The organism is Streptomyces sp. NBC_00457 (assembly GCF_036014015.1).
Classification (GTDB): Bacteria; Actinomycetota; Actinomycetes; order Streptomycetales; family Streptomycetaceae; genus Streptomyces.
The window spans coordinates 3,195,533-3,207,806 of record NZ_CP107905.1 but is presented as its reverse complement, the minus strand read 5'-3'; the positions used below and the strand labels follow the sequence as shown (position 1 = coordinate 3,207,806).

At 71.5% G+C, this 12,274-nt stretch carries 10 protein-coding genes; 7 read left to right on the top strand and 3 right to left on the bottom strand.

Annotated features, from left to right (window positions below):
• Positions 1 to 103 precede the first annotated feature (103 nt).
• The 7 genes from OG828_RS14560 (at position 104) to OG828_RS14530 (ending at position 5,437) form a co-directional block, all read left to right on the top strand.
• Positions 104 to 934, top strand: coding sequence for a helix-turn-helix domain-containing protein (locus OG828_RS14560; protein WP_328438191.1), 831 nt, complete (start codon positions 104 to 106; stop codon positions 932 to 934).
• Between the two features lie 93 nt (positions 935 to 1,027).
• On the top strand, positions 1,028 to 2,500 hold the full coding sequence (rimO, locus tag OG828_RS14555) for a 30S ribosomal protein S12 methylthiotransferase RimO (RefSeq protein ID WP_328355509.1): 1,473 nt from the start codon (positions 1,028 to 1,030) through the stop codon (positions 2,498 to 2,500).
• Positions 2,497 to 3,258, top strand: coding sequence for a CDP-diacylglycerol--glycerol-3-phosphate 3-phosphatidyltransferase (gene pgsA, locus OG828_RS14550; protein ID WP_328501368.1), 762 nt, complete (start codon positions 2,497 to 2,499; stop codon positions 3,256 to 3,258). Before rimO ends, pgsA begins: the two co-directional genes overlap by 4 nt.
• A complete protein-coding gene (locus OG828_RS14545; RefSeq protein WP_210576813.1) occupies positions 3,255 to 3,800 on the top strand; it encodes a CinA family protein in 546 nt (181 codons plus the stop codon). Before pgsA ends, OG828_RS14545 begins: the two co-directional genes overlap by 4 nt.
• 109 nt (positions 3,801 to 3,909) lie before the next feature.
• A complete protein-coding gene (locus OG828_RS14540) occupies positions 3,910 to 4,290 on the top strand; it encodes a helix-turn-helix domain-containing protein (protein WP_328355504.1) in 381 nt (126 codons plus the stop codon).
• A 185-nt stretch (positions 4,291 to 4,475) separates the two neighbouring features.
• Positions 4,476 to 4,946, top strand: coding sequence for a Dps family protein (locus tag OG828_RS14535; protein ID WP_328355502.1), 471 nt, complete (start codon positions 4,476 to 4,478; stop codon positions 4,944 to 4,946).
• Between the two features lie 212 nt (positions 4,947 to 5,158).
• Positions 5,159 to 5,437: a hypothetical protein gene (locus OG828_RS14530; RefSeq protein WP_328438190.1), complete on the top strand. Its 279-nt coding sequence runs from the start codon at positions 5,159 to 5,161 to the stop codon at positions 5,435 to 5,437.
• Here the strand turns inward: OG828_RS14530 and OG828_RS14525 are convergent.
• From OG828_RS14525 to OG828_RS14515, 3 genes are all read right to left on the bottom strand, one after another.
• Complete coding sequence (locus OG828_RS14525; RefSeq protein ID WP_328438189.1) at positions 5,385 to 6,149, bottom strand: SDR family NAD(P)-dependent oxidoreductase; 765 nt, start codon at positions 6,147 to 6,149, stop codon at positions 5,385 to 5,387. The two genes, OG828_RS14530 and OG828_RS14525, sit on opposite strands and share 53 nt — an antisense overlap.
• Before the next feature lie 78 nt (positions 6,150 to 6,227).
• On the bottom strand, positions 6,228 to 7,067 hold the full coding sequence (locus tag OG828_RS14520) for an Fpg/Nei family DNA glycosylase (RefSeq protein WP_328355494.1): 840 nt from the start codon (positions 7,065 to 7,067) through the stop codon (positions 6,228 to 6,230).
• Between the two features lie 135 nt (positions 7,068 to 7,202).
• Positions 7,203 to 12,248 (bottom strand): ATP-dependent helicase, encoded by a 5,046-nt coding sequence (locus tag OG828_RS14515; protein WP_328501367.1) that lies wholly within the window; start codon positions 12,246 to 12,248, stop codon positions 7,203 to 7,205.
• Between the last annotated feature and the right edge of the window lie 26 nt (positions 12,249 to 12,274).

The window sequence follows — 12,274 nt, the reverse complement described above, 5'->3', positions numbered from 1 at the left end:
TCCGATGGCGTACAAAGTCCCACCGCCCGGTTGCCCCACCCTTTCGCACCCCCCCTAGACTGAACCTCCAGCACAGGTGGCTATACGCTCGAAAGGCGCCCCCGTGTCACTCGGCAACTCCCCTGAAGACGAGCGTCCGTTCGAAGACGACCGTGAGGAAGCCCGCCTGTCGATCGGCCGTGTCCTTCAGCAGGCACGTATCGCGGCCGGGCTGACCGTCGACGACCTCACCAACGCCACCCGGGTCCGCCTGCCCATCGTGCACGCCATCGAGGCGGACGACTTCGGCCCCTGCGGCGGAGACGTCTACGCCCGCGGTCACATCCGGACCCTGGCCAAGGCCGTCGGCATCGACCCGGCCCCGCTGCTCGCCCAGTACGACGCCGACCACGGCGGGCGTCCGGCGCCGACCCCGGCCGCCCCGCTCTTCGAGGCGGAACGCATCCGCCCCGAGCGGCGCGGGCCCAACTGGACCGCGGCCATGGTCGCCGCGATCGTCGCCGTGGTCGGGTTCGTCGGGTTCACCGCGTTCAAGGGCGGTGACGGCGGCGACAAGACCCAGGTCGCCGAAGGGTCCACGCCCTCGACGAGCAAGACCGCCTCGCCCACGCCGACCAAGCCCGACGAACCCAAGCCCGACCCGACGGACAGCGCCATCGCGGCCGCGCCCCAGGACAAGGTGACCGTCCAGGTCAGCGCCGCCGACGGCCGCAGCTGGATCTCGGCCAAGGACCACAACGGCCGGCTCCTCTTCGACGGCCTCCTCAAGCAGGGCGAGTCCAAGACCTTCCAGGACAGCGAGAAGATCAACCTCGTCCTCGGTGACGCCGGCGCGATCCAGCTCTACGTCAACGGCAAGAAGATCGACGAGGACTGGCAGCCGGGGGCCGTCGAGCGGCTGACGTACACGAAGGGCGATCCGCAGGTCGGATAAGCGGTCGCATCGGGTGAAGCACTCACGGGGTTGGCCAAGATCGGCCAACCCCGTCGACGTGGGGTGTCAGTGGGACGAAGTAGTCTTGAGCCCATGCCTGAACGCCGTACCGTCGCACTCGTCACCCTTGGCTGCGCCCGTAACGAGGTGGACTCGGAGGAGCTCGCAGGCCGCTTGGAGGCGGACGGCTGGGAACTCGTCGAGGACGCTGAGGACGCGGATGTCGCCGTCGTCAACACGTGCGGCTTCGTCGAAGCCGCCAAGAAGGACTCCGTCGACGCCCTCCTCGAAGCCAATGACCTCAAGGGGCAGGGCAGAACCCAGGCCGTCGTGGCGGTGGGCTGCATGGCCGAGCGGTACGGCAAGGAGCTGGCTCAGGCGCTGCCGGAGGCCGACGGCGTGCTCGGCTTCGACGACTACTCCGACATCTCCGACCGGCTCCAGACCATCCTGAGCGGCGGCATCCACGCCGCCCACACCCCGCGTGACCGGCGCAAGCTGCTGCCGATCAGCCCGGCGGAGCGCCAGTCGGTGTCCGACGTCGCCCTCCCCGGCCATGGCGCTCCGGCCGACCTGCCGGAAGGTGTGGCTCCGGTCTCCGGTCCGCGTGCGCCCCTGCGCCGCCGTCTGGACGGCTCCCCGGTCGCCTCGGTGAAGCTCGCCTCCGGCTGCGACCGGCGCTGCTCCTTCTGCGCCATCCCGTCCTTCCGCGGCTCCTTCATCTCTCGCCGGCCCAGCGATGTGCTGAACGAGACACGGTGGCTGGCCGAGCAGGGCGTCAAGGAGATCATGCTGGTCTCCGAGAACAACACGTCGTACGGCAAGGACCTGGGCGACATCCGGCTGCTGGAGTCCCTGCTGCCGGAGCTCGCCGAGGTCGACGGCATCGAGCGGGTGCGCGTCAGCTATCTGCAGCCGGCCGAGATGCGCCCCGGGCTCATCGACGTCCTGACGTCGACCGAGAAGGTCGCGCCCTACTTCGACCTGTCCTTCCAGCACTCCGCCCCCGACGTGCTGCGTGCGATGCGCCGCTTCGGCGACACCGACCGCTTCCTGGAACTGCTCGACACCATCCGCAGCAAGGCCCCGCAGGCCGGCGTGCGTTCCAACTTCATCGTGGGCTTCCCCGGCGAGACCGAGGCCGACCTGGCCGAGCTGGAGCGATTCCTGAACGGCGCGCGGCTGGACGCCATCGGCGTCTTCGGCTACTCCGACGAGGAGGGCACCGAGGCGGCGACGTACGACCACAAGCTGGACGAGGACGTCGTCGCCGAGCGACTGGCACATGTCTCCCGGCTGGCCGAGGAACTCGTCTCGCAGCGCGCGGAGGAGCGCGTGGGCGAGACCGTGCAGGTGCTCGTCGAATCGGTCGACGACGAAGAGGGCGCGTACGGCCGCGGTATGCACCAGGCGCCGGAGACGGACGGCCAGGTGCTGCTCACGAGCGGCGAAGGCCTCGGCGTCGGTCGTATGGTCGAGGCGAAGGTGGTCGGTACGGAGGGTGTCGACCTGGTGGCCGAGCCGTTGCAGGGCTCGCTCGGATACGGAGAGGAGGCGACCAGATGACGGGAGTCCCGGCGTCCGCCGCGGGCGGCTCCGCCAAGGCGAAAGGACCGGTGACCTCGGCAGCGTCGGTCTCCGGGGGTGCCTCCGCGTCCGTCTCCGGTGGTGCCTCCGGTGCATCGGGCGGCGCCAAGTCGGCGCGGGGCGGAAAGCTGGCCGCCGCAGCCGTCGATCAGGCCAGCGTCTGGAACATCGCCAACCTCCTGACCATGCTCCGGCTGCTTCTCGTTCCCGGCTTCGTCGCGCTGATGCTGGCCGACGGCGGCTATGACCCGGCGTGGCGCTCGCTCGCCTGGGCGGCCTTCGCCATCGCCATGATCACGGACCTGTTCGACGGTCATCTGGCGCGCGCGTACAACCTCGTCACCGACTTCGGGAAGATCGCCGATCCCATCGCCGACAAGGCGATCATGGGCGCCGCGCTGATCTGTCTGTCCGCCCTCGGCGATCTGCCGTGGTGGGTGACGATCGTCATCCTCGGCCGGGAACTCGGGATCACCCTGCTGCGTTTCATCGTCATCCGGTACGGCGTCATTCCGGCGAGCCGTGGCGGCAAGGTGAAGACCCTCACCCAGGGCGTCGCGGTCGGGATGTACGTCCTGGCGCTCACGGGATGGCTCGCCACACTGCGGTGGTGGGTGATGGCGGCGGCGGTGGTTCTGACCGTGGTGACCGGGCTCGACTATGTGAGACAAGCCATTGTGCTGCGCAGGCAGGGAATCGCCGAGCGCAGGGCCGCGTCGGAGGAGGCGGACGCATGAATTCCGCAGCTGACGAGCTGGTGAGACTACTCACTGTGAGGGGTGAGACGCTGGCCGTCGCCGAATCCCTCACCGGCGGGCTGGTTGCGGCGGAAATCACAGCGGCACCAGGAGCGTCCAAGGCCTTCCGGGGATCGGTGACCGCCTATGCCACCGAGCTCAAGCATGAACTGCTCGGTGTCGACGCCACCCTGCTGGCGCAGCGGGGAGCGGTGGATCCGCAGGTCGCGGCCCAGATGGCGGCCGGAGTGCGCAAGGCGCTGGGCGCCGACTGGGGCCTCGCGACGACTGGCGTCGCCGGTCCGGAACCCCAGGACGGACAGCCCGTCGGCACGGTTTTCATCGCCGTCGACGGCCCCTTCGCGGCGGACTCCGCGGCAACCGATGGCGGGAAAGTGGCCTCGCTGCGGTTGAACGGCCACCGGGCGGAAATTCGTATGGAGAGTGTACGGAGCGTACTCGCTCTGCTCCTGCAGCAGCTTGCGAGCGAACAGACTGGGAATGAGCGGGCACAGGATACGGAACAGAACGGGGGGTTTTGATGTTTGCAGCCCTGAGTGAACACGACATCGCTCCCCGCACGGCCGCGGCGCAAGGCGGTACGGTGGGGCGTGAAGGATGCGGCTACACGGTCCGAGGAGGGAGCCACCGATGATTCTGCTCCGTCGCCTATTGGGTGACGTGCTGCGTCGGCAGCGCCAACGCCAGGGCCGTACTCTGCGCGAAGTCTCCTCGTCCGCCCGAGTCTCACTCGGCTATCTCTCCGAGGTGGAGCGGGGGCAGAAGGAGGCTTCCTCCGAGCTGCTGTCCGCCATCTGCGACGCGCTGGACGTACGGATGTCCGAACTCATGCGGGAAGTGAGCGACGAGCTCGCACTCGCCGAGCTGGCCCGGTCCGCTGCGGCCACTTCGAGCGAGTCCGTACCCACGTCGGTGCGTCCGATGCTGGGTTCCGTATCGGTGACCGGTGTGCCACCGGAACGGGTGACCATCAAGGCGCCCGCCGAGGCCGTGGACGTGGTTGCCGCGTGAGTCATGCGCCTGCGCGCATGAGCTGACCAAGTGTGTGAAGCCCCGGTCGGGGCTCCTCCGGGAAGAACCGGGGGAGCGCTGCCGGGGTTTTCTCGTCCCTGTATGTCCCTTTTGATCCGTTTGCCGGTGTCGGGTGGGGCGGTCATGGTGGAGAGATGTGACGGGGCGACCCAACGGAGGTTCGGATGTACGTCGTCAAGAGCCCGCTGTCCGACGCGGATCTGAAGACCGTGTCCGAGGCGCTGCAGGGCGCTCTCGTCGACTTGGTCGACCTGGCCCTGGTGGCCAAGCAGATCCACTGGAACGTGGTCGGCCCGCGCTTCCGCTCCGTCCATCTTCAGCTCGACGAGCTGGTGGCCCTGGCCCGGACGCACTCCGACACCGTCGCCGAGCGTGCCTCGGCGCTGGGTGTCTCACCGGACGGGCGCGCGGCGACCGTGGCAGTCGGCAGCGGTATCGGTCCGGTGCGCGAGGGCTGGGTCACGGACGGCGATGCGGTGGCCACGCTGGTCGATGCCCTGGGTGCGGTGATCACTCGCATGCGGGACCGGATCAAGGCGACCGCCGAGCCCGATCCGGTCAGCCAGGACATCTTCATCGGGATCACCGCGGACCTGGAGAAGCAGCACTGGATGTTCCAGGCCGAGAACGGGTGACGCGGTGCTGCTTGCGGAATGTTCCGCGCCGCAGATCTGTGGCGCGGTCGTGCTCGCGGGACGACCCGGGCCGCGAGCTTGAAAGCGCCGTGCTCGACGGGGGTCGTGCCTCCTGGGTGTGACGGCATTGGCCAGTGCTGCGTCCGTGTGCCGTGGGTGCGCCCTTCCGGCGGGTGAGTGCGGCCCCCTAGCGTCGGGCCGGAGGTGGTGCCATGACGGGGTCGATAGTGCGCTGGGGGGCGGCCCTCGGGCTCGGGGCGCTGTGGTGGTGGGCCGTGCTGCGGCTCGCGCTGGCGCCCGATGCCGGGGTGCTGGAGGGCGCCGTCGCCGCCGGGGGATGGGGGCTGAGCCTGCTGCCGGTGCACTGTGTGCCGAAGGCGCGGGCGGCTGGCGCCATGCGGGCCGGGCGCTGGCGGGAGGCCTGGCGGGTGGCCCTCGCTACCAGGGCATCGCCACCCCGCCGTTCGGGCGCAGAATCTGGCCCGTCGTGAACGCCGACGCGTCCGACGCCAGATGCAGGACCGTGTGGGCGACGTCCTCCGGCTCGCCGACACGGCCCAGGGGCGACCTCCGGGCCATCAGCGACTCGGTGCGCGCCTGGGCCTCGCTGTCGTGGCGGTCCGTCATCGGTGTGCGGATCCAGCCCGGAGCGACCGCGTTGACGCGTATGCCGTGCCGGCCGACCTCGGCCGCCAGAGTCTTCGTCAGCTGGACCACGGCCGCCTTGGCGGCGCCGTAGCAGAGCAGGCCGGGGCCGCCGGTGTCGACGGCTCCCGACGCCATGGTGATGATGCTGCCCCTGATCTGCTGGGCGAGCATCAGCCGGGCGGCCTCCTGGCAGGCGTACAGCACGCCCTTGAAGTTGACGTTCAGTACGCGGTCGAGGTCTTCGTCCCTGGTGTCCAGGACGGGGCTGCTGTGCATGATTCCGGCGACCGCGGCCATGACGTGCAGATGCTCGCAGGAGTGGACGGCCTGCTGGAGCTGCGTGCGGTCGGTGACGTCGAGGGCGTGCGTGTGGGCCACGCCTCCCGCGTCCTTGATCAGGGTCGCCGTCTCGTGCAGGCCCTGTGTGTCGCGGTCCGCGCAGTGCACGGTGGCTCCCGCCTCCGCGAGCAGGACCGCCGAGGCCCGGCCGATTCCGCCGGCGGCGCCGGTGACGAATGCGGTGCGTCCGGTGAGGTCGTACGCCTTGACGGGCATGAAGGGACGGTACGAGGGTTTCTGACGGGTCGTCAATTAGTTGGGCGGGGGCGGGTTCCGTCGCATCGGCCGGTTCGTTCAGTCGTACGAGGGTGGGTTCCGTCTCCTGCGAGGGGCGCCGGGCGCCGGGGCGGGGCCGGCCTGGCAGCTCGGGCACCAGTACGTGGGGCGTTCGCGGCGGCCGTCGCCCTGGTCGGCCACGCGGATCGGGGTGTGGCAGCGGAGGCAGGGGCGGGGTGCGCGGCCGTACACGAAGAGGTCCTGGCCGCGGAGGCCCGTGGTGGCGCGGACAGGGCGGTCGCGGTTGGCCTCCAGGAGCTTTTTGGCGAGGGCGGGGAGGTGGGCGGCGTGCTCGGCGGGAAGGGCGCCGATGGGGAGCCAGGGGGTGGCGCCGAGCAGGAAGCAGAGCTCGCTCTTGTAGACGTTGCCGATACCGGCCAGATTGCGCTGGTCGACCAGGGCCTCGCCGAGAGGGCGTGCGGGGTCCGTGAGGAGGTTGACCAGGGCGCGGTCGGGGTCCCAGTCCGGGCCAAGGAGGTCGGGGCCGAGGTGGCCCACGGCCCGGTGCTCGTCGGTCGTGCGGAGGAGCTCCAGGACGGGGAGGCGGTAGCCGACGGCTGTGTGGGCAGTTGCGCCGAGGATGGCGCGGATCTGGTGGGCGGGGCCGCCGGTCCAGCGCTGGCCCGCGTCGAACACCTTCCAGGAGCCGTCCATCCGTAGGTGCGAGTGGAGGGTCAGGCCGCCCTCGAGGCGGGTCAGCAGGTGCTTGCCGCGAGGCGTGACCTCCAGGACGGTCCGGCCGGTGAGGTCGGCGGTGGCGAATTTGGGGACCCGGAGTTCGCTCCGGGTCAGCATCTGGCCCGCGAGCGCGCCGTGCAGGCGCCTTGCGGCTTGCCAGACGGTGTCTCCTTCGGGCATGTGGGTCCGTTTCTCCTTCGGGGGCGTCGTCCTCGACGGGGCTTGCCTTGGTGCTCCGACGAGGGCTCCGCCGTGGTGCTCTGATGAGAGCTGCCGTCGTAGTGCTCTGATTCCTTGCCCGTGCGTGCGGGTGGGTCAGGCCCGCAGTCTCAGGCCCCTGGGGGTGGCGATGAAACCGGATCCTTCCAGGAGGCTGCCGAGGGGGGAAGTCAGGGCCGAGGCGCCGTTGACGCGTTCCACCGTGACCGTGCCGAGGGAGCCCGCGCGGGCGGCCGTGGCGAGCGCGTCGGCGGCCTCCCGCAGGCGTGGGTCGTCCGTGGCCGCGCTGTCCGGGGTGGAGGGCCAGGCCAGGAGCGTCTTGCCGCCGCGCTCCATGTAGAGCGTCAGCTCGCCGTCGACGAGGACCACGAGGGAGCCCGCCTTGCGACCCGGCTTGTGCCCGGCGCCGGTCGGGGGCTCGGGCCAGGGAAGTGCGGCACCGTAGGCGTTCGCGGGGTCGGCGGCGGCGAGGACGACGGCTCGGGAGTCGGAGGTGGGGCGGGTGCGGTGCGGGGTCGTACGAGGTGGGGGGAAGTCGCGCGGTGATGTGTACTCGTCGCGGGCGCGGGGGGAGTTGGGGCGGGAGGCGTGGGAGCGGGGGGCTTGGGAATGGGGGGTGCCGAAGCCGTCTTCGAAGGCCGGGGTTCCGAAGTCATGGCCGGGAGTGGGGCCGTAGTCGTGGCTGGGAGCGGGGCTGTAGTCACGGCCCGGGATGGAGCCGTAGCCACGGCCGGGAGTAGCGCCGTCGGTTTGCTTGAAGCCGTCCGCTGTCTTGAAGCCGTCCGCTGTGGAGCCGTCGGGCGCGTCGAAGCCGTCCGGCGTGAAGCCGTCCAGCGGTTCGAAGGCACCGGACGGGAAGTCGTGGGAGGTGTCGTGCGGCTGGGGCGGCAGGGCCTCGCCCCGGTCTCGGGCGGACGCCACCGCGCGGAGGCGGTCGACCGCGCCGTCCATGGCGAACTGGGCGGCGCCCAGGCCCTCCACCACGTAGCCGCGCCTTGCCTGGCCGCTGTCTTCGAAGGCGGACAGGATGCGGTACGTCGCCGAGAAGCCGCCCTCGACGCCTTCGGCGGAGACGGCTCCCCGCGTCACCACGCCATGCCGGTCGAGGAGGGTGCGGGCCAGGGCGTGGGCGCGGACGGTGGGGTCGGGCTCACGCTCCGGCAGCAGGGACCAGCGGCCGGCGACCGTCGGCGGGCCGGTGCGGGAGGCGGGGCGGGCGGCGGCGGTCAGTGAGCCGTAACGACCGCGCGGGACCGTGCGCTTGGCGCGGTGGGCCGTGGAGCCCGCGGTACGGCCCGAGCCCAGGAGGGAACGCATGGGGGTGAGGGTGTCGTTCGTCAGACGTCCCGACCAGGCGAGGTCCCAGATGGCGTCGGCCAGTTGGGGGTCGGTGGCGTCGGGGTGGGTGGTGGCCCGGACCTGGTCGGCGATCTGGCGGAAGAACAGGCCGTAGCCCCCGGAGAGGGCGTCCAGGACGGACTGGTGGAGCGCGGTCAGTTCCAGGGGATGTGGGGGCGGCAGGAGCAGTGGGGCCGCGTCCGCGAGGTAGAGGGACACCCAGCCGTCCTTGCCGGGGAGAGCGCCCGCGCCGGCCCAGATGATCTCTCCGGCGGTGGTGAGTTCGTCGAGCAACGCGGGCGTGTAGTTCGCGACGCGGGACGGCAGGACGAGCTTTTCCAGTGCCGATGCCGGTACGGACGCGCCCTGCAACTGCTCCACGGCACGCACCAGTCCGTCGATGCCGCGCAGTCCGTGGCCCTTGCCGACGTGCTGCCACTGGGGCAGGAACTGGGCCAGCGCGGGCGGCGACACCGGCTCCAGTTCATGCCGCAGCGCGGCCAGCGAACGGCGCCGCAGACGGCGCAGGACCGCGGCGTCACACCACTCCTGACCGATACCGGCGGGGTGGAACTCCCCTTGCACGACCCGGCCGTTCGCCGCCAGGCGCTGCAACGCGCCCTCGGTGACCGCCACGCCGAGACCGAAGCGGGCCGCCGCGACGGCCGATGTGAACGGGCCGTGGGTGCGGGCATACCGGGCGAGGAGGTCGCCGAGCGGGTCCTTGACCGGCTCGGTGAAGGCCTCCGGGACGCCGACCGGCAGCGCCGTGCCCAGCGCGTCGCGCAGGCGGCCCGCGTCCTCGATCGCCGCCCAGTGGTCGGCGCCGGCGATCCGGACCCGGATGGCGCGGCGCGCGCCGGCCAGCTCCTGGGCCCACTGCGGTTCGGCGCCTCGCTCGGCCAACTCGGCCTCTGTCAGCGGGCCGAGCAGGCGCAGCAGGTCGGCGACGCTCTCGGTGTCCTTGGCGCGGCGGTCCTCGGTGAGCCACTGGAGTTCCTTCTCCAGCTCGGTGAGCACCTCGGCGTCGAGCAGTTCGCGCAGCTCCGCCTGGCCGAGCAGCTCGGCCAGCAGTCGCGAGTCCAGAGAGAGGGCGGCGGCGCGGCGCTCGGCGAGCGGGGAGTCCCCCTCGTACAGGAACTGGGCCACGTACCCGAAGAGGAGGGAACGGGCGAAGGGGGAGGGCTCGGGGGTGGTGACCTCGACCAGGCGGATCTTGCGAGACTCCAGGTCGCCCATCAGCTCGACGAGTCCGGGGACGTCGAAGACGTCCTGGAGGCACTCGCGGACCGCTTCCAGGACGATCGGGAACGAGCCGAACTCGCTGGCCACCTGGAGCAGTTGGGCGGCGCGCTGGCGCTGCTGCCACAAGGGGGTGCGCTTGCCGGGGTTGCGGCGCGGCAGCAGCAGCGCGCGGGCGGCGCACTCGCGGAAACGGGACGCGAACAGCGCCGAGCTGCCCACCTGGTCGGTGACAACCTGGTCGACCTCGCCCTTGTCGAAGACGACGTCCGCCGCGCCGACCGGCGCCTGCTCGGCGTCGTACTCCGTGCCTGCCTTCGTCGGTGCCTGGTCGAGCAGGTCCAGGCCCATGATGTCGGCGTCGGGCAGGCGCAGCACGATGCCGTCGTCGGCGTGCATGACCTGGGCGTCCATGCCGTACCGCTCGGAGAGCTTGGCGCCGAGCGCCAGCGCCCAGGGGGCGTGCACCTGGGCGCCGAAGGGGGAGTGGACGACGACCCGCCAGTCGCCGAGCTCGTCGCGGAACCGCTCCACGACGATCGTGCGGTCGTCCGGGATGTGACCGCAGGCTTCGCGCTGTTCGTCCAGGTAGGACAGGACGTTGTCCGCGGCCCACGTGTCCAGGCCCGCGGCGAGCAGACGGAGGCGGGCGTCGTCCTTGGACAGGGAGCCGACCTCGCGGAGGAACGCGCCGACCGCGCGGCCCAGTTCGAGCGGGCGGCCCAGCTGGTCACCCTTCCAGAAGGGGAGCCGGCCCGGTACGCCCGGCGCGGGGGAGACCAGAACGCGGTCGCGGGTGATGTCCTCGATGCGCCAGGAGCTGGTACCGAGGGTGAAGACATCCCCGACACGTGACTCGTAGACCATCTCCTCGTCGAGCTCGCCGACCCGGCCTCCGCCCTTCTTGGGATCGGCTCCGGCGAGGAACACCCCGAAGAGGCCCCGGTCGGGAATCGTGCCTCCGGAGGTGACGGCGAGACGCTGGGCGCCGGGGCGGCCGGTGATCGTGCCGGCGACGCGGTCCCACACCACGCGCGGACGCAGCTCCGCGAAGGCGTCTGACGGATAGCGGCCCGCGAGCATGTCGAGCACGGCGGTGAACGCCGACTCCGGGAGCGAGGCGAAGGGCGCGGCGCGGCGGACCGTGGCGAGGAGGTCGTCGACCTGCCAGGTGTCCAACGCCGTCATGGCGACGATCTGCTGGGCGAGGACGTCCAGGGGATTGGCCGGCACCTTCAGCGACTCGATCGAGCCGGTGCGCATGCGCTCGGTGACCACGGCCGCCTGGACGAGGTCGCCGCGGTACTTCGGGAAGACCACGCCGGTGGAGACCGCGCCCACCTGGTGTCCCGCGCGGCCCACGCGCTGGAGGCCGGACGCGACGGACGGCGGGGATTCGACCTGGACGACGAGGTCGACGGCGCCCATGTCGATGCCGAGCTCGAGACTGGAGGTGGCGACCACGGCCGGGAGCCGTCCTGCCTTGAGGTCCTCCTCGACGAGGGCGCGCTGCTCCTTGGAGACCGAGCCGTGGTGGGCGCGGGCGATGACGGGTGGGGCGCCCTGGGCGGCTCCCGAGCCGCCCATGAGTTCGGCGGGGGCGTGGTGCTCGTCCAGGGGTTCGCCGGTGGCCCGCTCGTAGGCGATCTCATTGAGCCGGTTGCACAGCCGCTCCGCGAGGCGGCGGGAGTTGGCGAACACGATCGTCGAGCGGTGGGCCTGCACCAGGTCGGCGATGCGCTCCTCCACATGCGGCCAGATCGACGGGCGCTCCGCCCCTTCGCCGCCGTCGGCCACCGGGGAGCCGCCCAGTTCGCCCAGGTCCTCGACCGGGACGACGACCGAGAGGTCGAACTCCTTGCCGGACTTGGGCTGGACGATCTCCACCTTGCGGCGGGGGGAGAGATAGCGGGCCACCTCGTCGACCGGCCGGACCGTGGCGGAGAGGCCGATACGGCGGGCGGGCTTCGGGAGCAGTTCGTCGAGGCGCTCCAGGGAGAGCGCGAGGTGGGCGCCGCGCTTGGTGCCGGCCACCGCGTGCACCTCGTCCAGGATCACCGTCTCGATGCCGGTCAGCGCGTCGCGGGTGGCCGACGTCAGCATCAGGAACAGGGACTCCGGGGTGGTGATCAGGATGTCCGGGGGACGGGTGGACAGGGCGCGGCGCTCGGCGGCCGGGGTGTCGCCGGAGCGGATGCCCACCTTGACCTCCGGCTCGGGCAGGCCGCGGCGCACGGACTCCTGCCGGATGCCGGTCAACGGGCTGCGGAGGTTGCGCTCGACGTCGACCGCCAGGGCCTTCAGCGGAGACACATAGAGGACACGGCAGCGCTTCTTCGGATCGGTCGGCGGGGGAGTGGAGGCGAGTTGGTCGAGGGCGGCCAGGAAGGCGGCCAGGGTCTTGCCGGAGCCGGTGGGGGCCACCACCAGCACGTCCGAGCCCTCCCCGATGGCCCGCCACGCGCCCGCCTGGGCCGCGGTGGGCGCGGAGAAGGCCCCCGTGAACCAGCCGCGGGTCGCGGGGGAGAAGCCGTCCAGGGCTCGATGTGCGGAGCTGACCATGCGTCCATCCTGCACCCGGCCACTGA

Bases quoted from the DNA above. Each gene is read 5' to 3' on its own strand.
- OG828_RS14520 (WP_328355494.1), bottom strand. From the start codon at position 7,067: ATGCCCGAAGGAGACACCGTCTGGCAAGCCGCAAGGCGCCTGCACGGC.
- OG828_RS14525 (WP_328438189.1), bottom strand. From the start codon at position 6,149: ATGCCCGTCAAGGCGTACGACCTCACCGGACGCACCGCATTCGTCACC.
- OG828_RS14535 (WP_328355502.1), top strand. From the start codon at position 4,476: ATGTACGTCGTCAAGAGCCCGCTGTCCGACGCGGATCTGAAGACCGTG.
- pgsA (WP_328501368.1), top strand. From the start codon at position 2,497: ATGACGGGAGTCCCGGCGTCCGCCGCGGGCGGCTCCGCCAAGGCGAAA.
- OG828_RS14545 (WP_210576813.1), top strand. From the start codon at position 3,255: ATGAATTCCGCAGCTGACGAGCTGGTGAGACTACTCACTGTGAGGGGT.
- rimO (WP_328355509.1), top strand. From the start codon at position 1,028: ATGCCTGAACGCCGTACCGTCGCACTCGTCACCCTTGGCTGCGCCCGT.
- OG828_RS14515 (WP_328501367.1), bottom strand. From the start codon at position 12,248: ATGGTCAGCTCCGCACATCGAGCCCTGGACGGCTTCTCCCCCGCGACC.
- OG828_RS14540 (WP_328355504.1), top strand. From the start codon at position 3,910: ATGATTCTGCTCCGTCGCCTATTGGGTGACGTGCTGCGTCGGCAGCGC.
- OG828_RS14530 (WP_328438190.1), top strand. From the start codon at position 5,159: ATGACGGGGTCGATAGTGCGCTGGGGGGCGGCCCTCGGGCTCGGGGCG.